Annotated in this window: 21 protein-coding genes; 12 read left to right on the forward strand and 9 right to left on the reverse strand. The window is 58.4% G+C overall.

Annotated elements, in window-relative coordinates; genetic code table 11:
• Nucleotides 1-21: 21 nt before the first annotated feature.
• Nucleotides 22-1,323 (reverse strand): anaerobic C4-dicarboxylate transporter, encoded by a 1,302-nt coding sequence (locus tag JS46_RS06835; RefSeq protein ID WP_033749240.1) that lies wholly within the window; start codon nucleotides 1,321-1,323, stop codon nucleotides 22-24.
• A 102-nt stretch (nucleotides 1,324-1,425) separates the two neighbouring features.
• Nucleotides 1,426-2,862: an aspartate ammonia-lyase gene (aspA, locus tag JS46_RS06840; protein ID WP_033749629.1), complete on the reverse strand. Its 1,437-nt coding sequence runs from the start codon at nucleotides 2,860-2,862 to the stop codon at nucleotides 1,426-1,428.
• 347 nt (nucleotides 2,863-3,209) lie between these two features.
• Here aspA and JS46_RS06845 point away from each other — a divergent pair, with 347 nt between their 5' ends.
• The 4 genes from JS46_RS06845 (at nucleotide 3,210) to JS46_RS06860 (ending at nucleotide 6,445) form a co-directional block, all read left to right on the forward strand.
• Nucleotides 3,210-3,668: an FxsA family protein gene (locus JS46_RS06845; protein ID WP_033749241.1), complete on the forward strand. Its 459-nt coding sequence runs from the start codon at nucleotides 3,210-3,212 to the stop codon at nucleotides 3,666-3,668.
• Nucleotides 3,669-3,904: 236 nt separating this feature from the next.
• Complete coding sequence (locus JS46_RS06850) at nucleotides 3,905-4,198, forward strand: co-chaperone GroES (RefSeq protein WP_033749242.1); 294 nt, start codon at nucleotides 3,905-3,907, stop codon at nucleotides 4,196-4,198.
• 45 nt (nucleotides 4,199-4,243) lie between these two features.
• Complete coding sequence (gene groL, locus JS46_RS06855) at nucleotides 4,244-5,893, forward strand: chaperonin GroEL (RefSeq protein ID WP_033749243.1); 1,650 nt, start codon at nucleotides 4,244-4,246, stop codon at nucleotides 5,891-5,893.
• Between the two features lie 195 nt (nucleotides 5,894-6,088).
• On the forward strand, nucleotides 6,089-6,445 hold the full coding sequence (locus tag JS46_RS06860) for a DUF4156 domain-containing protein (protein WP_033749244.1): 357 nt from the start codon (nucleotides 6,089-6,091) through the stop codon (nucleotides 6,443-6,445).
• 73 nt (nucleotides 6,446-6,518) lie between these two features.
• Here the strand turns inward: JS46_RS06860 and epmB are convergent, their stop codons facing one another.
• Entirely contained in the window at nucleotides 6,519-7,547 is a 1,029-nt protein-coding gene (epmB, locus tag JS46_RS06865) for an EF-P beta-lysylation protein EpmB (protein WP_033749245.1), read from the reverse strand.
• 41 nt (nucleotides 7,548-7,588) lie between these two features.
• On the opposite strand from epmB, the gene efp reads away from it, so the two are divergent.
• The gene (gene efp, locus JS46_RS06870) at nucleotides 7,589-8,155 is read left to right on the forward strand and encodes an elongation factor P (RefSeq protein ID WP_033749246.1); all 567 of its coding nucleotides are present in this window, start codon (nucleotides 7,589-7,591) and stop codon (nucleotides 8,153-8,155) included.
• A gap of 221 nt (nucleotides 8,156-8,376) precedes the next feature.
• A complete protein-coding gene (locus JS46_RS06875; RefSeq protein ID WP_033749247.1) occupies nucleotides 8,377-8,511 on the forward strand; it encodes an entericidin A/B family lipoprotein in 135 nt (44 codons plus the stop codon).
• Nucleotides 8,512-8,544: 33 nt separating this feature from the next.
• On the opposite strand, the gene JS46_RS06880 is transcribed toward JS46_RS06875, so the two are convergent.
• Nucleotides 8,545-9,069 carry a lipocalin family protein gene (locus JS46_RS06880; RefSeq protein WP_033749248.1) on the reverse strand — a complete coding sequence of 175 codons (525 nt, stop codon included), beginning with the start codon at nucleotides 9,067-9,069 and terminating at the stop codon, nucleotides 8,545-8,547.
• A 134-nt stretch (nucleotides 9,070-9,203) separates the two neighbouring features.
• Here JS46_RS06880 and epmA point away from each other — a divergent pair, with 134 nt between their 5' ends.
• Nucleotides 9,204-10,181 (forward strand): elongation factor P--(R)-beta-lysine ligase, encoded by a 978-nt coding sequence (gene epmA / locus JS46_RS06885; protein WP_033749249.1) that lies wholly within the window; start codon nucleotides 9,204-9,206, stop codon nucleotides 10,179-10,181.
• Between the two features lie 179 nt (nucleotides 10,182-10,360).
• On the opposite strand, the gene degS is transcribed toward epmA, so the two are convergent.
• From degS to zapG, 3 genes are all read right to left on the reverse strand, one after another.
• Nucleotides 10,361-11,428 (reverse strand): outer membrane-stress sensor serine endopeptidase DegS, encoded by a 1,068-nt coding sequence (gene degS, locus JS46_RS06890; RefSeq protein WP_033749250.1) that lies wholly within the window; start codon nucleotides 11,426-11,428, stop codon nucleotides 10,361-10,363.
• Nucleotides 11,429-11,520: 92 nt separating this feature from the next.
• The gene (degQ, locus tag JS46_RS06895) at nucleotides 11,521-12,891 is read right to left on the reverse strand and encodes a serine endoprotease DegQ (protein WP_033749251.1); all 1,371 of its coding nucleotides are present in this window, start codon (nucleotides 12,889-12,891) and stop codon (nucleotides 11,521-11,523) included.
• A 110-nt stretch (nucleotides 12,892-13,001) separates the two neighbouring features.
• A complete protein-coding gene (gene zapG, locus JS46_RS06900; protein ID WP_033749631.1) occupies nucleotides 13,002-13,403 on the reverse strand; it encodes a Z-ring associated protein ZapG in 402 nt (133 codons plus the stop codon).
• Nucleotides 13,404-13,579: 176 nt separating this feature from the next.
• On the opposite strand from zapG, the gene zapE reads away from it, so the two are divergent.
• The 5 genes from zapE (at nucleotide 13,580) to sspB (ending at nucleotide 17,230) form a co-directional block, all read left to right on the forward strand.
• Nucleotides 13,580-14,707, forward strand: a complete 1,128-nt coding sequence (gene zapE / locus JS46_RS06905; RefSeq protein WP_033749252.1) for a cell division protein ZapE — start codon at nucleotides 13,580-13,582, stop codon at nucleotides 14,705-14,707.
• 228 nt (nucleotides 14,708-14,935) lie between these two features.
• The gene (gene rplM / locus JS46_RS06910; RefSeq protein ID WP_033749253.1) at nucleotides 14,936-15,364 is read left to right on the forward strand and encodes a 50S ribosomal protein L13; all 429 of its coding nucleotides are present in this window, start codon (nucleotides 14,936-14,938) and stop codon (nucleotides 15,362-15,364) included.
• A 15-nt stretch (nucleotides 15,365-15,379) separates the two neighbouring features.
• Nucleotides 15,380-15,772, forward strand: coding sequence for a 30S ribosomal protein S9 (rpsI, locus tag JS46_RS06915; RefSeq protein ID WP_031375459.1), 393 nt, complete (start codon nucleotides 15,380-15,382; stop codon nucleotides 15,770-15,772).
• Nucleotides 15,773-16,099: 327 nt separating this feature from the next.
• Nucleotides 16,100-16,741 carry a stringent starvation protein SspA gene (gene sspA / locus JS46_RS06920; RefSeq protein ID WP_033749254.1) on the forward strand — a complete coding sequence of 214 codons (642 nt, stop codon included), beginning with the start codon at nucleotides 16,100-16,102 and terminating at the stop codon, nucleotides 16,739-16,741.
• Between the two features lie 3 nt (nucleotides 16,742-16,744).
• The gene (gene sspB / locus JS46_RS06925; RefSeq protein WP_033749255.1) at nucleotides 16,745-17,230 is read left to right on the forward strand and encodes a ClpXP protease specificity-enhancing factor; all 486 of its coding nucleotides are present in this window, start codon (nucleotides 16,745-16,747) and stop codon (nucleotides 17,228-17,230) included.
• A 51-nt stretch (nucleotides 17,231-17,281) separates the two neighbouring features.
• Here the strand turns inward: sspB and JS46_RS06930 are convergent, their stop codons facing one another.
• Nucleotides 17,282-18,700, reverse strand: a complete 1,419-nt coding sequence (locus JS46_RS06930) for a glutamate synthase small subunit (RefSeq protein WP_033749256.1) — start codon at nucleotides 18,698-18,700, stop codon at nucleotides 17,282-17,284.
• Between the two features lie 54 nt (nucleotides 18,701-18,754).
• Nucleotides 18,755-23,224, reverse strand: coding sequence for a glutamate synthase large subunit (gltB, locus tag JS46_RS06935; protein WP_033749257.1), 4,470 nt, complete (start codon nucleotides 23,222-23,224; stop codon nucleotides 18,755-18,757).
• Nucleotides 23,225-23,934 lie beyond the last annotated feature (710 nt).

The following is a 23,934-nucleotide window of genomic DNA, read 5'->3' on the forward strand; positions in this document are numbered from 1 at the left end:
GCTTTACCGGTTGTAACAGCCCTACAGCACCAGGCCGCCGATCAAAAAGCCGAACAGCACCGACAGCGCGATCGCCAGCACGCCCGGCACGATAAAGGCGTGGTTAAAGACATATTTGCCGATGCGCGTCGAGCCTGTGTCGTCCATTTCCACCGCCGCCAGCAGCGTCGGATAGGTCGGCAGCACGAACAGCGCGGAAACGGCGGCGAAGGAGGCGATGGCGGTATGCGGCGACACGCCCAGCAGCAGCGCGGCGGGCATGAGCGCCTTGGCGGTGGCCGCCTGCGAGTAGAGCAGCATCGAGGCGAAAAAGAGCGCCACCGCCAGCAGCCACGGCGCCTGCTGCAGCAAGTCGCCCGCCAGCTGCTGGATCTCGCCGATATGCGCTTTGACGAAGGTATCGCCGAGCCAGGCGACGCCCATCACGCAGACGCAGGCGCTCATGCCCGACTTAAAGGTGCTGGCGCTGAGGATGGCGCTGGTGTCGATTTTGCAGCTCAGCGAGATCAGCGTGGCGATGGTCAGCATAAACACCACAATCGCCTCGTTGCGCGGCAGCGGCGGATCGGCAATCAGGCCCACGCCGTCGCTGATAGCGGTGGCGTAGAGCACTACGGCGACGATACCGACCAGAAACAGCAATACTGACCGTCTGGCGCCGGGCTTCTCTTCATAGCGGCTTGCGCCGCGTAGCTTCACTTCGCCTTTGGCGAGGCGCGCCTGATAGACCTCGTCTTCATGCAGCTCTTTGCCCAGGAAGTTGGTGACCAGCGCGGCAAGAAACAGGCCGATCATCGTCGAGGGAATGGCGATCGCCAGCAGGGCGATATAACCGACGCCGCGCGGCTCCAGCAGCGAAGCGAAGAAAACCACCGCGGCGGAGAGCGGCGAGGCGGTAATGGCGATTTGCGAGGCGACCACGGCGATAGAGAGCGGGCGCGACGGGCGCACGCCTTGTTCTTTCGCCACTTCGGCAATCACCGGCAGCGTCGAAAAGGCGGTATGGCCGGTACCCGCCAGCAGCGTCATCATATAGGTTACCAGCGGCGCCAGCAGCGTGACGTAGCGCGGGTGGCGGCGTAGCAGCCGTTCCGCCAGGCTGACCAGATAATCCATGCCGCCCGCGACCTGCATCGCGGCGATAGCGGCGATCACCGCCATAATAATTTCAATCACGTCAAAGGGGATGGCGCCGGGCTTCAGCCCGCAGATCAGCGTCAGCGCCAGCACGCCCAGCCCGCCCGCGAATCCGATACCGATACCGCCCAGACGCGCGCCCAACCAGATCGCCAGCAGGACGATCGCTAATTCAACGACGATCATTCGTCACCTCATGAGAGTGAGAAAAAGAGCCGGTTATGTACCAAATAAAAAGGCGCGCCGTGTTGATCGCGGCGCGCCTTTTTTATCATTGTGAAAATTGACCTACTGTTCGTTTTCGTCAGTGTAGCGACGCGCCTTGTAGACCGGGTACATCAGGTTCTGCACCGAGAAGATGTCGTCCAGCTCGCTTTCGGTCAGCAGGCCGCGCTCCAGCACCACTTCGCGCACGCTTTTACCGGTCTCCGCGCAAATCTTGCCGACGATATCGCCGTTGTGATGGCCAATGTACGGGTTGAGGTAGGTCACGATGCCGATAGAGTTGAAAACGTAGGCTTCGCATACCGCTTTATTGGCGGTGATGCCGTTAACGCATTTCTCCAGCAGGTTGTAGCAGGCGTTGGTCAGGATGCTGATCGACTCGAACAGCGCCTGGCCGATTACCGGCTCCATCACGTTGAGCTGCAGCTGACCCGCCTCTGCCGCCATGGTTAAGGTGGTGTCGTTGCCGATCACCTTGAAGCAGACCTGGTTCACCACTTCCGGCACCACCGGATTGACCTTGGCGGGCATAATCGAGGAGCCTGCCTGCAACTCCGGCAGGTTGATCTCGTTGAGGCCCGCGCGCGGACCGGAAGAGAGCAGGCGCAGGTCGTTGCAGATCTTCGACAGCTTCACCGCCAGCCGCTTCAGCGACGAGTGCACCATCACGTAGGCGCCGCAGTCGGAGGTCGCTTCGATCAAATCTTCCGCCGGCACCACCGGCAGATTGCTCACCTCGGCGAGACGCTGAACCGCCAGCTGCTGATAGCCGTCCGGCGTGTTAAGGCGCGTGCCGATCGCCGTGGCGCCCAGGTTCACCTCCAGCAGCAGCTCGGCGGTGCGCAGAATGCTGCGCGTCTCTTCGTTCAGCAGCACGTGGAAAGCGTGGAACTCCTGGCCGAGCGTCATCGGCACCGCGTCCTGCAGCTGGGTGCGGCCCATCTTGAGAATGGTCTCGAACTCCGCCGCCTTGCGCTCAAAGCCTTCGCCCAGCTCTTTGATCGCGTCCAGCAGCTTCAGAATCGAGCTGTAGACCGCAATGCGGAAGCCGGTGGGATAGGCGTCGTTGGTGGACTGGCACTTATTGACGTGATCGTTCGGGTTGAGGAACTGGTATTCGCCTTTCTGGTGGCCCATCAGCTCCAGCCCGATATTGGCCAGCACTTCGTTGGTGTTCATGTTGACCGAGGTGCCCGCGCCGCCCTGATAGACGTCGACCGGAAACTGATCCATGCATTTGCCGTTGTTCAGCACCTCGTCACAGGCCTGAATAATGGTGTTGGCGATAGTGCGCGGAATGGTTTGCAGCTCTTTATTGGCGAGCGCGGCGGCTTTTTTCACCATCACCATGCCGCGGACGAACTCGGGGATGTCGCTGATTTTACTGTTGCTGATACGGAAATTTTCAATCGCACGCAGAGTATGAACGCCGTAGTAGGCATCGGCGGGGACTTCACGCATGCCTAGCAGGTCTTCTTCGATACGAATGTTGTTCGCCATGATAACCTTCTTGTTATTGGCCGCTTGCGCTGGCGCCATCCATCACAGGTGATGTGTTGATTTGTCGTGGAAAGCCGGAGCCGACAGTGTATCCGCCTCGTCACCGGCGCGCACGATCATATGCTGCCGCCGGGCTAAAGCGCGAGTCTGGATACGTATCCATGCATCAATTATCGCTGCAATAACCACGATATGTGAGATGACGCACAAATTTAACCCCACTGTAAATATTTGAAAACAGCGGTTGAATTAGCGTCGCGGCAGGCCCATCTCATGGCTATGCCGTCTAATAGGGCGTTTTTCGCTGCCTGCCTGACGCAGAGCAGCCCGACTAAAAGGAGAATACGGTGCGCTGGTTACCGTTAATCATTATTTTTGCGCTCGCCTGGATTGAGATCACCCTGTTTATTCAGGTGGCTCACGCGCTGGGCGTATTGCTGACCATGCTGCTGGTGATTTTCACCTCGGCGATCGGCGTGTCGCTGGTGAAAAACCAGGGCATGAAAAACTTTATGCTGATGCAGGAGAAGCTGGCGCGCAACGAGAGCCCGGCTGAAGAGATGATTAAAAGCGTATCGCTGATCATCGCGGGCTTTCTGCTGCTGCTGCCCGGCTTCTTTACTGACTTCCTTGGCCTGCTGCTGCTGCTGCCGCCGGTGCAGAAACATCTGACCCTGAAGCTGATGCCGCACCTGCGCGTCTGGCGCGGGCCAGGCGCCGGCCCGGACAGCGGATTTACCGTGGATGGGGAATATGAACGCAAGGATAGCGATCGCATCGGCCATGACGACCGCCACGATCGCTAAGCGCGGCGCAGAAGAGAAGCGTGACCTGAGCGTCGCGCTTTTTTTATGGCTGAGGCGAAAGCGGCCTTTCGCGCAAAAAATGGGCAGTTGTCATCGTCAGGTAAAAAAATTGTCCTTTCGCCCCTTGAAAGCCATTTTAACCGACCCTATCTCTTGCACCACGAGGCCGGAAGCCCTGCAGCCCGGCGTTCAACCCAAAAACTGAATGATTGGACTTCTCAAAGGAGAGCTATCTAATGAAAATTCGTCCGTTGCACGATCGCGTTATCGTCAAGCGTAAAGAAGTTGAAGCTAAATCTGCTGGCGGCATCGTTCTGACCGGCTCTGCAGCAGGCAAATCAACCCGTGGCGAAGTTCTGGCCGTGGGCAATGGTCGCATCCTGGAAAATGGTGAAGTGAAGCCGCTGGACGTTAAAGTTGGCGATCTGGTGATCTTTAGCGAAGGCTACGGCGCGAAAACCGAAAAGATCGACAACGAAGAAGTGCTGATCATCTCTGAAAGCGACATTCTGGCGATTGTTGAAGCGTAATTACGCGGAACTCACTGAACGAAACGAATTTAAGGGACAATTGAAATGGCAGCTAAAGACGTAAAATTCGGTAATGACGCTCGCGTAAAAATGCTGCGCGGCGTGAACGTACTGGCAGATGCAGTAAAAGTTACCCTGGGCCCGAAAGGCCGTAACGTGGTTCTGGATAAATCTTTTGGTGCACCGACCATCACTAAAGATGGCGTGTCCGTAGCGCGTGAGATCGAACTGGAAGACAAGTTCGAAAACATGGGCGCGCAGATGGTGAAAGAAGTTGCCTCTAAAGCGAACGACGCAGCAGGCGACGGCACCACCACCGCAACCGTACTGGCTCAGTCAATCATCACCGAAGGCCTGAAAGCTGTGGCTGCGGGTATGAACCCGATGGATCTGAAGCGCGGTATCGACCAGGCCGTTATCGCGGCGGTTGAGCAGCTGAAAGCGCTGTCCGTTCCTTGCTCAGACTCTAAAGCTATCGCCCAGGTCGGCACCATTTCCGCTAACTCCGATGAGAGCGTCGGCACCCTGATCGCCCAGGCGATGGAAAAAGTGGGTAAAGAAGGCGTTATCACCGTTGAAGAAGGCACCGGTCTGCAGGACGAGCTGGACGTGGTTGAAGGTATGCAGTTCGACCGCGGCTACCTCTCTCCGTACTTCATTAACAAGCCGGAAACTGGCGCAGTTGAACTGGAATCGCCGTTCATCCTGCTGGCTGACAAGAAAATCTCCAACATCCGCGAAATGCTGCCGGTGCTGGAAGCCGTTGCTAAAGCAGGCAAACCGCTGCTGATCGTCGCTGAAGACGTTGAAGGCGAAGCGCTGGCGACGCTGGTGGTCAACACCATGCGCGGCATCGTGAAAGTCGCTGCGGTGAAAGCGCCGGGCTTCGGCGATCGTCGTAAAGCGATGCTGCAGGATATCGCTATCCTGACTGGCGGTACCGTTATCTCTGAAGAGATCGGTATGGAGCTGGAAAAAGCGGCGCTGGAAGATCTGGGCCAGGCAAAACGCGTTGTGATCAACAAAGACACCACCACCATCATCGACGGTGTGGGTGAAGAGGCGACGATTCAGGGCCGCGTAACCCAGATTCGTCAGCAGATCGAAGAAGCGACCTCTGACTACGACAAAGAAAAACTGCAGGAGCGCGTAGCGAAACTGGCAGGCGGCGTGGCCGTTCTGAAAGTGGGCGCAGCAACTGAAGTTGAAATGAAAGAGAAGAAAGCCCGCGTTGAAGATGCCCTGCACGCCACCCGTGCTGCGGTAGAAGAAGGCGTGGTAGCGGGCGGCGGTGTAGCGCTGGTTCGCGTTGCAGCACAGCTGGCCGATCTGCGTGGTCAGAACGAAGATCAGAACGTCGGTATTAAAGTTGCGCTGCGCGCAATGGAAGCGCCGCTGCGTCAGATCGTTTCTAACGCCGGCGAAGAGCCGTCTGTTGTCGCTAACAACGTGAAAGCGGGCGACGGCAACTACGGTTACAACGCGCAGACTGAAGAATACGGCAACATGATCGACTTCGGTATCCTGGACCCAACCAAAGTGACCCGTTCTGCGCTGCAGTACGCGGCCTCTGTTGCTGGTCTGATGATCACCACCGAGTGCATGGTGACCGAGCTGCCGAAAGGCGATGCGCCTGATTTAGGTGCTGGCGCTGGCGGCATGGGTGGCATGGGCGGTATGGGCGGCATGATGTAATTGCCCTGACGCTTTTGCTATCTGAAAAACCCCCGATCGGAAACGGTCGGGGGTTTTTCTTTTGCAGATGAAAAGGGTATAAGTAAGGGCGCAATACTTCGGCTTTGCGGGTTCAGGGCAATGAATGTTCAGAAAAAAGAGATACTTTTCTGCTACGCTGCCGCCCGATACTGATGATAATAAATGGGGATTACAATGCGGATTAACCTCTTGCTCGGACTGGCGGTCGGTACCTTGTTGCTGGCGGGATGCAGCAGCTCTCACCAGCTGAGCGCTGGCGGCGAACGTGTCACCTTCACCGATCAACAACCGGGCAGCGACTGTCAGCTTCTGGGTAATGTCACCGGTTCACAGAGTAACTGGCTGAGCGGTTCCGGCGGCGAGGGCAGCTCGCTGCGCGGCGCGGCCAACGATCTGCGCAACCGCGCGGCGGAAATGGGCGGCAATGTGATTTACGGTGCGACCAGTCCGACGCAAAACCTGTGGTCCGCTTTCGCGCCTCTGGACAGCAAAATGAACGGGCAAGTCTATAAATGCCCGGCGAAAGCCTGATCGTCTTCGCCATCCTGTTGATAACGGCCGGTTTATACCGGCCGTTAATTTTTGTGGGCGGGATGTTGGCTCGCTACTCCTGGCGCAGCTGCAGGTCGAGCGGCGTTTTGCTCGGCTCGCCGCCAATCTCTCGCGCCAGCTTCGGCACCATATAGCCGGACACCTGCGTCAGCAGCGTGCGCACCAGCGCGCGCGCCTCTTCATCAGAGACGTAAAAGTGCGCCGCGCCCTGTACCTTATCCAGCACGTGCAGGTAGTAAGGCAGAATGCCCGCGTCGAACAGCGCGTTGCTGAGATCGGCGAGCGCCTGGGCGTGGTTATTGACGCCGCGCAGCAGCACGCTTTGGTTCAGCAAGGTCACGCCGGCGCGCTTCAGCTGCTGCATCGCGGCCGCCAGCGAGGCGTCGATCTCCTGCGCATGATTGATATGGGTCACCATCAATACCTGCAGGCGCGTTTCCGCCAGCATCCGACACAGTTCATCGGTAATGCGCGCCGGAATAACCACCGGCAGGCGGCTGTGGATACGCAGGCGTTTCAGATGAGGAATCTGCGCCAGTGCCTCAATCAGCCACGCCAGCTCATGATCCTTCGCCATTAGCGGATCGCCGCCGGAGAAGATGATTTCGTCCAGTTCAGGATGGGCGGCGATATAGTCGATAGCCGTCTGCCAGCTGCGCTTGTTGCCAGGGTTATCCTGATAGGGAAAGTGACGGCGGAAGCAGTAGCGGCAGTTGACCGCGCAGCCGCCTTTGACCAGCAGCAGCGCGCGGTTTCTGTACTTATGCAATAAGCCCGGCACCACGCTGCTCTGCTCGTCAAGCGGATCGGCGCTGTAGCCAGGCGCCTGGATAAACTCCTCGCGCTGGGTAAGCACCTGCAGCAGCAGGGGATCCTGCGCGTCGCCCGGCTTCATGCGCGCGATAAAGGCGCGCGGCACGCGCAGCGCGAAAAGCTGACGGGCGTCGCGGCCAGCGGCCAGTTCCGCATGGTGTTCAAGGCCTAAAAGTCGCAGTAATTCATCAGGTTCGGTGACAACATCAGCAAGTTGCTGCAACCAATCTTCTCTGGAAGGGGTTTTTAGGGTTACAATGTGTGCCATTTTTTTGGCTATTACCAGTTCAATATTTACAGAGGGCCTTTATGGCGACTTATCTTAGCAACGATTTTCGTTCCGGTCTTAAAATCATGTTCGAAGGCGAACCTTACGCCATCGAATCCAGTGAGTTCGTTAAGCCAGGTAAAGGCCAGGCATTCGCACGCGTTAAAATGCGTCGTCTGCTGACCGGCACGCGCGTTGAGAAAACCTTCAAGTCTACCGACTCAGCTGAAGGCGCGGACGTTGTTGATATGACGCTGCAGTACTCTTACAACGACGGCGACTTCTTCTACTTTATGCACCCGGAAACCTTCGAGCAGTATCAGGTTGAATCGAAAGTGCTGGAAGACGTGCAGAAATGGCTGCAGGACAACGCAGAGTGTATCGTTACCCTGTGGAACAACAAAGCCATCGCCGTTCAGGCGCCGAACTTTATCGAAGCGGAAGTGATTGAAACCGATCCGGGCCTGAAAGGCGATACCGCCGGCACCGGCGGCAAGCCTGCTAAACTGGCGACCGGCGCAGTGGTTAAAGTGCCGCTGTTCGTTCAGATCGGCGAAGTGGTGAAAGTCGATACCCGCTCCGGCGAATACGTTTCACGCGTAAAATAAGTGCGAAGGCGCATCCCGGGATGCGCCTTTTTCATCTCATCGCGCCTGTAATACCTTTCATGGCTTCGGCGAAGATGTTTCCCACCCTGGCGGCGCCACTCCGCGCGCGGCAAAACAATCCTGCTCGATAACCTTTTTTCGCTGCGTTTCAGTACGTTTGGCCATAAGCGGTCTATGCTTAAAGCGCTGTACTTGACTGCAACCACAAAAAGGATATTGCCATGTTAAAGAAAAGTATTGTTGCGATTTTCTCAGTGCTGGTGCTCTCTTCTCTGCTGTCCGCCTGTAACACCACGCGTGGTGTCGGCGAAGACGTAGAAGCGGGCGGCCAGGCTATTCAGCGTACTGCGCAGTAATATCTTCAAGCCGGTACGATTCTGTCGTACCGGTTATTTCTGCTTAACCCAAATCAGATCTTCGACCGGGAAACCGGCCTGCCGCGCCTGTTCCACCAGCTTCTGCTTCACGCCCTCATCCAGCTGCGGCGTGCGCGATAATATCCACAGATAGTGACGATTCGGACCGCATACCAGCGCATAGCGGTAATCCTTGTCCAGCGCGATCACGTTGTAGCCGCCGTAGAAGGGACCAAAGAAAGAGACTTTTAGCGCGGCGCGCTGCGGATCGCCGGTGAAGTACGCCTTGCCTACGCTCTCCTGCCATTTCTGCTTCTGCGGCTTGTAGCCGCGGTTGATGACCTTAAGGCCGCCGTCGTCGCGCGGGCTATAGGTCGCCGTGACCTGTTCCAGGCCGCGTTCGAAGCGGTGGTCGAGGCGCGCGATTTCATACCAGGTGCCGAGATAGCGCTGGCTGTCGAACCCTTCGACGACGGTAACGTTTTTCGGCGGCGTGGTAGAGCAGGCTACTGACAGCATTGAGCCCAGGCCTGCGATAAAGGTTTTCCATGGGGACATAAGCGATTCCTTTTTGGTTGAACAGATTAAGTATAGTTGCCGCTGCGATTTTTCTCTGGCTTCGGACGGCTGATTGTCTGCCGGAGGCAATGCAGGTAGACTTCCACCCCTTATTTGTATAAGGAGTCATCACCATGAGCGAAACGGCAAGCTGGCAGCCGAGCGCACCCATTGCCAATTTGTTGAAACGTGCCGCTATCCTCGCGGAAATCCGACGTTTCTTTGCCGATCGCGGCGTGCTGGAGGTCGATACGCCGGCGATGAGCCAGGCGACCGTAACCGATATCCATCTGGTGCCCTTTCAGACGCGCTTTGTCGGTCCCGGCGCGACGCAGGGACGCGATCTCTGGCTGATGACCAGCCCGGAATACCATATGAAGCGCCTGCTGGCGGCGGGCAGCGGACCTATCTATCAGATGAGCCGCTGTTTCCGCAACGAAGAGGCGGGGCGCCACCATAATCCTGAATTCACCATGCTGGAGTGGTATCGCCCGCACTACGATATGTATCGGCTGATGAACGAGGTCGACGATCTGCTGCAGCAGGTGCTGGAGTGCGACAGCGCGGAATCGCTCTCCTACCAGCAGGCGTTTATTCGCCATCTCGATCTCGACCCGCTGTCAGCGGATAAAGCGCAGCTGCGTGAAGCGGCGGAGAAGCTGGGCGAGGGCGAACTGGCGAATCGCGAAGAGGATCGTGATACCCTGCTGATGCTGCTGTTTATGCTGGGCGTGGAGCCGAAGATCGGCATTGATAAGCCAACCTTCGTTTACCATTTTCCTGCCAGCCAGGCGGCACTGGCCGAAATCAGCACGGAAGATCACCGCGTCGCAGAGCGTTTCGAGGTCTACTATAAAGGCGTGGAGCTGGCGAACGGTTTCCGCGAGCTGACCGACAGCCGCGAGCAGCGTCAGCGCTTCGAGCAGGATAACCGGCGGCGCGCGGCGCGCGGGCTGCCGCAGCATCCGGTCGATACCTATCTGCTGGATGCGCTGGCGCACGGCATGCCCGCCTGTTCCGGCGTGGCGCTGGGCGTGGATCGTTTGATTATGCTGGCGCTGAAGGCGGATTCGCTGAGCGAGGTTATCGCGTTTCCGGTGGATCGCAGCTAAACAAGATAGCGGGACGCTTTCTTCTGGGCAGGGCGATCACGCGAGTAGCGGGAACCGATCGCAAAGTCGCTCAAGGCATCCATGCGCGCTCGGCCCGCGACATCCCTGTCGCGGGACGCTTTGCTCTTCAGTTCCCGCTACCCGCGTTTTAATGCCGGTGCGGCCGGAAAGACGTTCGGTTAATTCCCGCTGTCGGGAAACTCCTGAATGGTCACCGGCAGCGTCAGCTTCCGGTCGTTGCGCAGCACTTCGACTTTAATCACTGAGCCAGGGCGGATCTCCGCAACCTGATCCATCGTCTCCTGCGCGGAGATAGCCGGTTTGCCGTTAACGCTCAGCAGCACGTCGTTGACCTGCACGCCCGCTTTCTCCGCCGGTCCGTCCGGCGTCACCACGCTGACGATAATGCCCTGCACGTGATCGATGCCGCTGCCCTGATTGTGTAGCGCAGGCAGCTCGCGTCCGGTGATACCGATATAGCCGCGGATAACGCGGCCGTCGCGGATCAGCTTATCCATAATCTTGCTCGCCAGCGCGGTAGGGATCGCAAAGCCAATGCCTTCCGGCGTCTCGCCGTCGTTGCTTTTATCAAAGGTCAGGGTATTTATGCCCATCAGCTCGCCCAGCGAGTTAATCAGCGCGCCGCCGGAGTTGCCCTGGTTGATAGAGGCGTCGGTCTGCAGGAAGTTCTGGCGTCCGGATGAGCTCAGGCCGATGCGGCCCGTGGCGCTGATAATGCCCTGCGTAACGGTTTGCCCGAGGTTATAAGGGTTGCCGATCGCCATCACCACATCGCCGATATGGGGCACGCGGTGCGGGTTAATCGGGATTACCGGCAGGCTGGACGCGGTGATTTTCAACACCGCCAGATCGGTCATGGCGTCGGAACCGACCAGATTGGCCTCAAAGAAGCGGCCGTCCTGCAGCGCGACGATAATCTGATCGGCGTTATTGATCACGTGCTTATTGGTCAGGATGTAGCCCTTGGCGTTCATGATTACGCCGGAACCGAGCGTGGTAATGCCGCGATTGTTATTGCCGCCGTGGGCGCTGCGGTTGTAGACGTTGACCACCGCAGGCACGGCGCGGCGGACGCCGGCGTTAAAGCTGAAAGGCGTCTGGTCTTCGCTGTCGTCACGGTTGAGAAGGGCGCTGGTGCCGCCCATACGCAGTGCGGGCAGGGCCGCAAGCAAAATGCCGGCGACAATCAGGCCCAACACCACTGAACGCAAAAGTTTAGGAAACATGGTGTTAACTTACGCCAGGGGGAGATCGCAGGGCAGAATAGCACGAGAAAGGCGAACAAACACGCGCTTGTGTTGTTCGCCTGTAGCAGGGATTAACGCAGCAGGAGGTAAATAGACTCGTCGCCGCGCACCACGTTCAGCGCCAGCACCGGCGGTTTGCCTTCCAGCACTTTGCGCATCTCGGCAAGGCTGGTAACGCGCGTGCGGTTAACGCCGACAATCACATCATCTTTTTGCAGACCGACCTGCTCAGCCGGGGTGCCTTTTTCGATGCTGTCGATCTTCACGCCCTTGTCGCCGGTTTTGGTCGCGCCGTCGCTCAGCATCGCGCCCTGCAGCGCCGGGGACATCAGCTGCGCGCTGGCCGTGGTCTGCGCGCTTTGCTCCAGCGTCACCTCTACCGAAAGCGGCTTGCCGTCGCGCAACAGGCCGAGCTTCACTTTCTCGCCCGGCGCGGTCGTGCCCACTTTCACGCGCAGTTCGGCAAAGCTGGTGATCGGCTTGTCGTTAATCGAGGTGATAATATCGCCTGACTTAATGCCCGCTTTCTGCGCCGCAGACTGCGGCAGCACTTCAGAGACGAACGCGCCGCGCTGCGCATCGACGTTAAACGCCTTGGCGATATCCGCCGTCATCTCGGTGCCTTTAATACCGAGCTGACCGCGCTTCACTTCGCCATATTTAATCAACTGCTGCGCCAGGTTCATCGCCATGTCGCTCGGGATGGCGAAGCCGATGCCGATATTGCCGCCGCTCGACGCCAGAATCGCAGTGTTAATGCCGATCAGTTCGCCGTTGAGATTAACCAGCGCGCCGCCGGAGTTGCCGCGGTTAATCGCCGCGTCGGTCTGGATAAAGTTCTCCAGCCCTTCGAGGTTAAGTCCGCTGCGCCCCAGCGCAGAGATAATGCCGGAGGTCGCGGTCTGACCCAGCCCGAACGGGTTGCCGATCGCCACGGCGAAGTCGCCCACTTTGAGCTGATCGGAGTCGGCGATTTTCACCTGCGTGAGGTTCTTCGCGCCTTCGACCTGAATCAGCGCGATGTCGGTCTGTTCGTCATGGCCGATCAGCTTAGCGTCATATTCGCTGCCGTCGCCAAGCTGCACGCTGATCTTGTCCGCGCCGTTGACCACGTGGTTATTGGTCAGGATGTAGCCCTTAGCGGCGTCGATAATCACGCCAGAGCCTAAGCCCTCGAACGGCTGCGCCTGATCGCCGCCAGGCCCCTGGCCGAAGAAGCGTTTCAACGGCTCGGGGATATCCTGCGCCTGGCTGGCGGTTTCCGTGCCTTCAACATGGACGCTGACCACCGCCGGCAACACTTTTTCCAGCATCGGCGCCAGGCTGGGTAACGGCTGGCCCTGAATCTGCGCGGGCAAGGTCGCCATCGCCGCAGGCGTTGCGGCCAGGCTCATTCCGATACTCAAGGCTAATGCGCTTAACAGACGTGCTTGTTTTTTCATTGCTAGAACGCTCTCGCTGCGAAAAGTGGGGGAGTAAACGTATGTGACAGCTGATTCAGGGTCTGGGTTCGCAAAAATGCGGGGCGCAACCGGGTTACGCCCCAATAAGACTAGTCGCGCGCGGCGCGTTCGCCACGCAGCAGGCCGGAAGCGCCTTCAGAGTAATCGCGCGGGATCTGGACCGGCGCCTGATCGTTATCCGCTTCCGCTTCGGTCAGCTGATAGGCAAAGGGGTTTTTCTCGCCCGGCAGGTTCGGCAGCAGATCGTTCGATCCTTTCGCCATGTGCTGATAAAGCTGGCGGTAGTCGCGCGCCATGTTGTCCAGCAGCTCGGCGCTCTGCGCGAAGTGGTTGGTCAGCTCTTCGCGGTAGTCCGCCAGCTCTGCTTTAGACTTCTCCAGCTCGTACTGCATGCTGCGCTGCTCGCGCAGTTTTTTGTTACCGAAACGCATGGCAACCGCGCCGACAATAATGCCAATTACTAAACCAATTAACCCGTATTCCCAGGTCATAATGACTCCCATGTAATTTCCGTTGTTTGTAGGGCATCCACCATTTCAATAGTAGTCACTATACCCGTTAATCTTATGGATGTGGAACTCTGAGGCGGCATGCCTTAGTGTAGAGCGGCCTTTTTTTCATCAACCGAACTGTGAATAAGACCTTTTCAGGGATTCTGAGAGAACCAATGCAAACCTCATCTCCGCTTGCGCGCTATGAGCAGGCGCTGTCGCAGGGCGACTTTAAACCCGATGATGTACAACGCGACGCCATCACCCGACTGGACGCCGTTCAGCGGGCCTTAATCGCGCGTCAGCCCGAGCCGCCCGCCAGCGGCAAAGGATTATTCGGCCGCCTCTCCCGGCTGATGGGCAAAGAGAAAACCGACGCGCAGGCACCGGTGCGCGGCCTCTATATGTGGGGCGGCGTAGGACGCGGCAAAACCTGGGTCATGGATTTGTTTTTTCAGTCTATTCCTGGCAACCGCAAGCTGCGTCTGCACTTCCATCGCTTTATGCTGCGCGTGCATGAAGAGCTAACTCAGCTGCAGGGACAGAGCGATCCGCTGCTGATCATCGCCGACCGCTTTAAAGCTGAAACCGATATTCTCTGCTTCGATGAGTTTTTCGTCTCCGACATTACCGACGCCATGCTGCTCGGCACTCTGATGGAGGCGCTGTTCGCCCGCGGCATTACGCTGGTGGCGACCTCGAACATTCCGCCAGACGATCTCTATCGCAACGGCCTGCAGCGCGCGCGTTTCCTGCCGGCGATTGAGCAAATTAAACAGCACTGCGACGTGATGAACGTCGATGCCGGCATCGACTACCGGCTGCGCACCCTGACTTCGGCGCATCTGTGGAACTCGCCGCTGAACGAGGCGACGCATGCTGAAATGGAGCGCATGTTCAAAGCGCTGGCAGGCAGCGTGCGCGACGACGCGCCGGTGCTGGAGATTAACCACCGCCAGATGGCGACGCTGGGCGTCAGCGAAGGGGTGCTGGCGATCGACTTCCTGACGCTGTGCGGAGAAGGACGCAGCCAGCATGACTATATCGAGCTGTCGCGCCGCTTCCACAGCGTGCTGCTCTACGACGTGCCGGTGATGATTTATAAAACCGAAGATCAGGCGCGCCGCTTCCTCGCGCTGGTGGATGAATTCTACGAGCGTCACGTCAAACTGGTGGTCGCGGCGGAAACCTCGCTGTTCGAAATCTACCAGGGCACGCGGCTGAAATTCGAGTATCAGCGCTGCCTGTCGCGCCTGCAGGAAATGCAGAGCGAGGAGTATCTGCGGCTGCCGCATCTGCCCTGAGGGCGCGCAAGAAAAAGATCAAATAGAGTTCGATTTTTGCAATCGACTTCTCTATAATCTTGCGACCCCACGTTACAGCAACTGGATTTATTTCCCGAATCCGTTGTGCTCCGGTAACTCTATCCGAAGGGGTGGGCTTGCTGGTCAAAATGGTCGTGTGAGCCTCAACCGTTTACTTAAGCGTTTGGGTTTTCACCAACGTGTAACTTAATTTGGGTAAGCTTTTCGATGAAAACTTTTACAGCTAAACCAGAAACCGTACAGCGTGACTGGTATGTTGTTGACGCAACTGGCAAAACCTTGGGTCGCCTGGCGACTGAACTGGCGCGCCGTCTGCGTGGTAAGCATAAAGCGGAATATACTCCGCACGTTGATACTGGTGATTACATCATCGTTCTGAACGCTGGCAAAGTCGCCGTTACCGGCAACAAGCGTACTGACAAGATTTACTATCACCACACTGGCCACATCGGTGGTATCAAACAGGCGACCTTTGAAGAGATGATTGCTCGCCGTCCTGAGCGTGTGATTGAAATCGCGGTTAAAGGCATGCTGCCGAAGGGCCCGCTGGGCCGTGCAATGTTCCGTAAGCTGAAAGTTTACGCGGGCAACGAGCACACCCATGCGGCACAGCAACCGCAAGTTCTTGACATTTAATCGGGATTACAGGCAATGGCTGAAACTCAAAACTACGGCACTGGTCGCCGCAAAAGCTCCACCGCTCGCGTATTTATCAAGCCGGGCAGTGGCAACATCGTTATCAACCAACGTTCTCTGGAACAGTATTTCGGTCGCGAAACTGCCCGCATGGTAGTTCGTCAGCCGCTGGAGCTGCTGGACCTGGTTGGTAAATTCGATCTGTACGTCACCGTTAAAGGTGGTGGTATTTCTGGTCAGGCAGGTGCGATCCGTCACGGCATCACCCGCGCTCTGATGGAGTACGACGAATCTCTGCGTGCTGAACTGCGTAAAGCGGGCTTCGTTACCCGTGACGCACGTCAGGTTGAACGTAAGAAAGTCGGTCTGCGTAAAGCACGCCGTCGTCCGCAGTTCTCCAAGCGTTAATTGTTTGCGGCTTCGGCTGCTGCGATTGGCACAAAAAACCCGCTTCGGCGGGTTTTTTATTTTCTACCCCGTCGCGTCAAAAAACGCGTAAAACCCCCGCGCTGCTCGCAAATTCCCCGCAAATCTCGAATCCTCGCCCACAAGCTGCCCAAAATCTGGTAAACTCTGTGTCACTTTGCGCCCATAAGTCGGCGTGTGATGTCGGTCAACCCTCAGGATGGCGGAAAGACAGATCTAACGCGGGCTGTGAGCGAACGATTGAGCAGGTGAGTCGCCGTGTGGTTGGCTATTCGCAGTAACTTTTTGTGAACAAACTTGGAGGTTTTCATGGCTGTCGCTGCCAACAAACGTTCGGTAATGACGCTGTTTTCCGGTCCTACTGACATTTTCAGCCATCAGGTACGCATCGTACTGGCTGAAAAAGGCGTTAGTGTAGAGATCGAGCAGGTCGAAATGGATAACCTGCCGCAGGATCTGATTGACCTCAACCCGTATCGCACTGTGCCGACGCTGGTAGATCGCGAACTGACGCTGTATGAATCCCGTATCATCATGGAGTACCTGGACGAACGCTTCCCGCATCCGCCGCTGATGCCAGTCTATCCGGTTGCGCGTGGCGAAAGCCGTCTGATGATGCACCGCGTCGAGCAGGACTGGTACAGCCTGATGCACACCATTGAAAAAAGCAGCGGCCAGGAAGCGGAAGCCGCGCGCAAACAGCTGCGCGAAGAGCTGCTGGCGATTGCGCCGCTGTTCGCCCGCACGCCGTTCTTTATGAGCGAAGAGTTTAGCCTGGTGGACTGCTACCTGGCGCCGCTGCTGTGGCGTCTGCCGTCAATGGGTATCGATCTGGCTGGCGCCGGTTCGAAAGAGCTGAAAGGCTATATGAATCGCGTATTTGAGCGTGACTCTTTCCTCGCTTCACTGACGGAAGCGGAACGTGAAATGCGCCTGCAAGCCCGGGGCTAATCTATGGAAATGTCGCAACTCTCAGCCCGCCGTCCTTACCTGCTGCGCGCGTTCTATGACTGGCTGCTCGACAACCAGCTAACGCCGCATCTGGTGGTCGACATCAATCTGGAAGGGGTTCAGGTGCCGCTGGAATATGCGCGTGATGGACAGATTGTGCTGAACATTGCGCCGCGTGCGGTCGGCAATCTGGAGCTTGGCAACGACGAAGTGCGCTTTAACGCGCGTTTCGGCGGCGTGCCGCGCCAGGTCTCCGTGCCGATGGCCGCTATTCTGGCGATCTACGCGCGTGAAAACGGCGCGGGCACGATGTTCGAGCCGGAACCCGCCTACGAGCTGGGCGCGCAGGAGGCCGAAGAGACGCCGGTCGATCCTGTGATGTCCGTGATCGATGGCGACCGCCCGGACGACGCCAGCGAAGACGATCCCTCGCCGGATGACGATCCGCCGCCGCGCGGCAATCGCCCGTCGCTGCGGGTAGTGAAATAGCACATAAAAAAGCCGGCTGCGATAGCCGGCTTTTTTGTCGCTGCGCGAACCTTATACTTCCAGATAATCCATGATGCCTTCGGCAGCTTTACGCCCTTCGGCAATCGCCGTCACCACCAAATCCGAACCGCGCACCGCATCGCCGCCGGCGAAGATTTTCGGGTTGCTGGTCTGGAAGGCGCTTTCAGCCTGTTCCGGCGCGATAATGCGTCCCTGACCGTCCAGCTCTACGCTGAAGTCGGCCAGCCACTCCATTTTGTGCGGACGGAAGCCGAACGCCATGACTACCGCGTCTGCGGGCAGCACATGCTCGGAGCCAGGCACGATTTCCGCGCGGCGACGTCCTGCCGCATCCGGCTGGCCCATTTCGGTGCGCGCCACTTTGACGCCGCTGACGCGACCGCTGGCGTTGATTTCGACACCCAGCGGCTGCACGTTGAACTGAAACTCCACGCCCTCTTCACGCGCGTTTTTCACCTCGCGTTTCGAACCCGGCATGTTGGCTTCGTCGCGGCGGTAGGCGCAGGTAACGTGCGTCGCGCCCTGACGGATAGAGGTGCGTACGCAGTCCATCGCAGTATCGCCGCCGCCCAGCACCACGACGCGCTTGCCTTCCATACTGATATAAGGCTGTTCGTCCTGCTGCGCAAAGCCCATCGTGTGCTTAGTGTTGGCGATCAGGAACGGCAGCGCGTCGTAGACGCCCGGCGCATCCTCGTTCTCCAGTCCGCCGCGCATCGACTGATAGGTGCCGACGCCCAGAAAGACCGCGTCATAGGCGTTCAGCAGGTCGCTCATCTGCACGTCGCGGCCAACTTCCGTATTCAGCTGAAACTCAATGCCCATTCCGGTAAAGAGTTCGCGGCGCTTGATCATCACCTCTTTTTCCAGCTTGAACGACGGAATGCCGAAGGTCAGCAGGCCGCCGATTTCCGGATGGCGATCGTAAACCACCGCCTTGACGCCGTTGCGCGTCAGCACGTCCGCGCAGGCGAGGCCCGCCGGACCCGCGCCGATAATCGCCACGCGCTTGCCGGTCGGTTTCACGTGCGACATATCTGGACGCCAGCCCATCTCCATCGCTTTATCGTTGATGTAGCGCTCGATATTGCCGATGGTGACCGCACCGAACTCGTCGTTCAGGGTGCAGGAGCCTTCGCACAGGCGATCCTGCGGGCAAACGCGTCCGCACACTTCCGGCAGGCTGTTGGTCTGATGCGACAGCTCCGCCGCTTCGATAATGCGGCCTTCGTTCGCCAGCTTCAGCCAGTTAGGAATGTAGTTGTGAACCGGACACTTCCACTCGCAGTAAGGGTTGCCGCACGAGAGACAGCGATCGGCCTGCGCCTTCACCTGGCTGTCAGAGAAGGGCTCATAAATTTCGACAAACTCAATTTTACGAATTTTCAGCGGCTTCTTTGGCGGGTCAACGCGCTGCAGGTCGATAAATTGATATACGTTTTGACTCATCGTAACCTCTTACGGCTATCCCGTCCGGCGGGCCGCGCCGGACGGGGCAAACTATTACTGTGCCTGCACGCGCAGCTCTGCTGCGGAACGACTGCGGTGACCCAGCAACGCTTTGACGTCGCTGGACTTCGGTTTAACCAGCGCGAAGCGCGACGACCAGAGCGGCCAGTTGGCGAGGATCTCTTCGCCGCGGCTGGAGCCGGTGTGCTGTACATGCTCGGTGATCAGGCCGCGCAGGTGTTCCTCATGGATCGCCAGCTCGTCGACGTTGAGCACTTCCACCAGCTCCGGGTTGACGCGCTTGCGGAACTCGCCGTCTTCATCCAGCACGTAGGCGAAGCCGCCCGTCATGCCGGCGCCGAAGTTGACGCCGGTGCGGCCCAGCACGCAGACGATGCCGCCGGTCATATATTCGCATCCGTTGTCGCCGATCCCTTCTACCACCGTAATCGCGCCTGAGTTGCGCACTGCGAAACGCTCGCCCGCGCGGCCTGCGGCAAACAGCTTGCCGCCCGTCGCGCCGTAGAGGCAGGTGTTACCCGCAATGGTCGCTTCGTGGCTGCGGAACGCGGAGCCGACCGGCGGACGGATCGCCAGCATGCCGCCTGCCATCCCTTTGCCGACATAGTCGTTGGCGTCGCCGGTCAGCGTCAGCTCGACGCCGCCCGCGTTCCAGACGCCGAAGCTCTGCCCGGCGGTGCCGGAGAAGTGCGCGCGGATCGGATCCGCCGCCAGCCCCTGATCGCCGTGGATCGCCGCGATAGCGCCGGAGAGCGTCGCGCCGACGGAGCGGTCGGTGTTGCGAATGTCGAAGAAGAAGGTCTTGCTCTGTCTCGCTTCCACAAACGGCATCGCCTGGTCGTGCAGCGCTTTATTCAGCTCGCCTTTGTCGAAAGGCGGGTTGCTGCCTTCGGTGCAGTGCAGCGCTTTGCCCGGCATCGGCGTCGCGGTTTTCAGCAGCGACGAGAGATCCAGGTTCTGCTGCTTGGCGGTGAAGCCGTCCAGCTCTTTCAGCAGGTCGGTGCGGCCGATCAGGTCAGTCAGGCGTTTCACGCCCAGGCTGGCCATCAGCTCGCGGGTTTCACGCGCGATGAACTCAAAGTAGTTGGTTACCTTGAAGGGCAGGCCGTGATAGTGATTCTTACGCAGCTTGTCGTCCTGGGTTGCTACGCCGGTCGCGCAGTTGTTCAGGTGACAGATACGCAGGTATTTACAGCCCAGCGCCACCATCGGACCGGTGCCGAAGCCGAAGCTTTCCGCGCCGAGGATCGCCGCCTTGATAATGTCGAGGCCGGTTTTCAGGCCGCCGTCGACCTGCAGACGGATCTTATGACGCAGACCGTTGGAGACCAGCGCCTGCTGGGTTTCCACCAGACCGAGCTCCCATGGGCAGCCTGCATATTTCACCGAGCTTAACGGGCTGGCGCCGGTGCCGCCGTCATAGCCGGCGATAGTGATCAGGTCGGCATAGGCTTTCGCCACGCCGGTCGCGATGGTGCCGACGCCTGGTTCGGAAACCAGCTTCACCGAAATCATCGCTTTAGGATTCACCTGCTTCAGGTCGAAAATCAGCTGCGCCAGATCTTCGATCGAGTAGATGTCGTGATGCGGTGGCGGGGAGATCAGCGTGACGCCCGGCACGGAGTAGCGCAGCTTCGCGATATACGGGGTGACTTTGTCGCCCGGCAGCTGGCCGCCTTCGCCCGGCTTCGCACCCTGCGCCACTTTAATCTGAATGACGTCGGCATTGACCAGATAGGCTGGCGTCACGCCGAAGCGGCCCGAAGCGACCTGCTTGATGCGCGAGACTTTATTGGTGCCGTAGCGCGCCGGATCTTCGCCGCCTTCGCCGGAGTTGGAGCAGCCGCCGAGCGAGTTCATCGCTTCGGCCAGCGCCTCATGCGCCTCCGGGCTGAGCGCGCCGATAGACATCGCCGCGGTGTCAAAACGCTTAAACAGCTCGCTGGCCGGCTCGACGTCGTCGATATGGACCGATTCGGTGCCAGGCTGCAGCGCCAGCAGATCGCGCAGCGTCGCCACTGGACGCTCGTTCACCAGCTTCGCATAGGCCTGATAGTCGCTGTATTCGCCGCTCTCTACGGCGCGTTGCAGCGTACCCACCACGTCCGGGTTATAGGCGTGATACTCGCCGCCGTGCACATACTTCAGCAGGCCGCCCTGGTCCAGCGGCTTGCGCTGCAGCCAGGCGCGTTTCGCCAGATTGGTGAGATCCTGCTGGAAGTCGGCGAAGCTGGCGCCGCTGATGCGGCTGACCACGCCCTGGAAGCAGAGGCGCGATACATCGGCATGCAGGCCCACCGCTTCGAACAGTTTCGAGCAGCGATAGGAGGCGATGGTCGAGATGCCCATTTTGGACATGATCTTGTAAAGGCCTTTGTTGATGCCGTTACGGTAGTTCAGCATCACGGCGCGATAGTCTTTTTCGATCACGTTGCTGTCGACCATCTTCGCCAGCGATTCATAGGCCAGGTAAGGATAGATAGCGGTCGCGCCGAAGCCGAGCAGTACGGCAAAGTGGTGCGGATCGCGCGCGCTGGCGGTCTCGACGATAATGTTGGCGTCGCAGCGCAGGTTTTTCTCAACCAGACGCGTCTGCACCGCGCCGACGATCATCGGCGCCGGAACCGGCAGGCGATTTTCGCCGATGGCGCGATCGGAGAGCACCAGCAGCACGGTACCGTCGCGCACCATACGTTCGGCCTCGTCGCACAGCGCGTGCATCGCCTGTTCCAGCGTTTGCGTCGCCGGGTCGAAGGTGCAGTCGAGCGTGTCGGCGCGATAGTACTCGCCTTCCATGGTGGTCAGCTGATTAAAGTCGGACCACAGCAGGATAGGGGACTTAAAGCTGACGCGGTGCGCCTGACCTTCCGCTTCGCAGAAGACGTTCATTTCGCGGCCGATGCTGGTGGCCAGCGACATCACATGGTTTTCACGCAGCGGATCGATCGGCGGGTTGGTCACCTGCGCAAACTGCTGGCGGAAATAGTCATAAATAATACGCGGGCGGCTGGAGAGTACGGCAAACGGCGTGTCGTCGCCCATCGAGCCGACCGCTTCCTGGCCGTTCTCGCCCAGCACGCGAATAATAGTGTCGAGCTCTTCGCTGCTGTAGCCGAACTGCTTCTGGTAAGTCGCCAGCAGCGGATCGTTCAGCTCGCGGCTGCCGACCTGGTCGTCAGGCAGATCTTCGAACGGCACCAGACGCTTAACGTTTTTCTCCATCCACTCTTTATAGGGATGGCGACTCTTCAGATCGTTATCGGTTTCCGCCGAATGGAGGATGCGCCCGATACGGGTGTCGATCACCATCAGCTCACCGGGACCGACGCGGCCTTTCTCTACCACTTCGTCCGGCTGGTAATCCCAGATGCCGACTTCGGAGGCGCAGGTGATCAGCTTGTCTTTGGTAATCACGTAGCGCGCCGGACGCAGGCCGTTACGGTCAAGGTTACAGGCGGCGTAGCGGCCGTCGGACATGACGATGCCCGCCGGGCCGTCCCACGGCTCCATATGCATGGAGTTGAAGTCGAAGAAGGCGCGCAGTTCCGGATCCATATCCGGGTTGTTTTGCCATGCGGGCGGCACCAGCAGGCGCATGGCGCGCACCAGGTCCATGCCGCCGTTGAGGAACAGCTCCAGCATGTTGTCCATCGAACTGGAGTCGGAGCCGGTTTCATTGACGAACGGCCCGGCGTTCTGCAGATCGGGGATCAGCGGCGTATTGAATTTGTAGGCGCGCGCGCGCGCCCACTGCCGGTTACCGGCGATGGTGTTGATTTCGCCGTTGTGCGCCATATAGCGGAACGGCTGCGCCAGCGGCCAGCGCGGCACGGTATTGGTAGAGAAGCGCTGATGGAACAGGCAGATAGCCGATTCCAGACGCAGGTCCGCCAGATCGAGATAGAAGCGCGGCAGGTCGGCCGGCATACACAGGCCTTTGTAGATATTGACCTGGTTAGAGAAGCTACAGATATAAAATGCTTTATCGTCGGTCTGCTCGATGCGCTTTTCCGCGCGGCGGCGCGCCATATAAAGGCGACGCTCCATATCGCGCGGACGCCAGCCGGCCGGGGCGTTAATAAAGAGCTGCTGAATGCGCGGCATAGAGGAGAGGGCGATCTCTCCCAATACGTCCTGATTGACGGGCACGTCGCGCCAGCCGACCACCGAGAGGGTTTCACGGACCACTTCCTCTTCCACAATGCGGCGGCTCGCCTGAGCCTCTTCTTCATCATGGCTCAGGAACAGCATGCCCACGGCGTAATTTTTCGCCAGGCGCCAGCCTTTTTCTTCCGCAACGACGCGGAAGAAACGGTCAGGTTTTTGTAATAACAGACCACAGCCGTCGCCGGTCTTGCCGTCGGCAAGGATCGCGCCACGGTGTTGCATACGGGCCAGCGCGTGGATAGCGGTACGCACCACCTTGTGGCTAGGTTCGCCTTCTATATGGGCGATGAGGCCGAAACCACAGTTATCCTTTTCAAGGGATTTGTCATACAACATTTCAGTGAACCTCCCCAGGCTCTGTGGATTCCCTTTGGTCGGGCTACGGGCGCAGAAAGTGCTAAGCGACAGGCTGGCGCGCATCGTGCGCTGCACTCCTGTGTCGCCCCATCTGTCTGGCCTTTGGCGTCGTTGTCACAAGCGTCGTGGTCTTGTTACAGGGGGAATCTCTGTTACTGCATAAATATGACGAGTTGAGCACCCGTCCAGAAAGCTTCCAGCGGATTTCCAACTTATCGGGAAAGCGGAATAAGGTCAAATAGCGTTCCTGGTCGTCTTTTTCTCGGGGTATTGTTGCTTAACTTGCTGAATTTTATTCATTTAAATGCTAAAAAAGCGGCTGCAGGCCATTACCTCTGCCCGGCCGAAATGTGAACTGTCTCACTGTCATGCAGCCGTCACATCCCTTCGCCGTGCTGGTTTGATATGCTTTAACAGCAGAATCTGCTGGATAGCAGATTACCCGCACATCATGTATCTGTTTTTCTTATAACAGCCTTTTTGCCGCAAATGAGCAGGCTTCATAAGTAAAATTAATCAGGATGAGCGCGACTATTCACGCAATTAAAATGAATTTCTATTCAAATGGAAAAAGGGATGCCGGGACAACGAAAGGTTGTCGACAAAGAAAAAGAAAGGTTTGGATCACAGTCGCCACGCAACAGGCGGCCCTCCAGATTATTCGGTTGGCGCAATTAGTCAAGTGATTT

The sequence above is a fragment of the Pantoea sp. NGS-ED-1003 genome, from assembly GCF_000738765.1.
Classification (GTDB): domain Bacteria; phylum Pseudomonadota; class Gammaproteobacteria; order Enterobacterales; family Enterobacteriaceae; genus Pantoea; species Pantoea septica.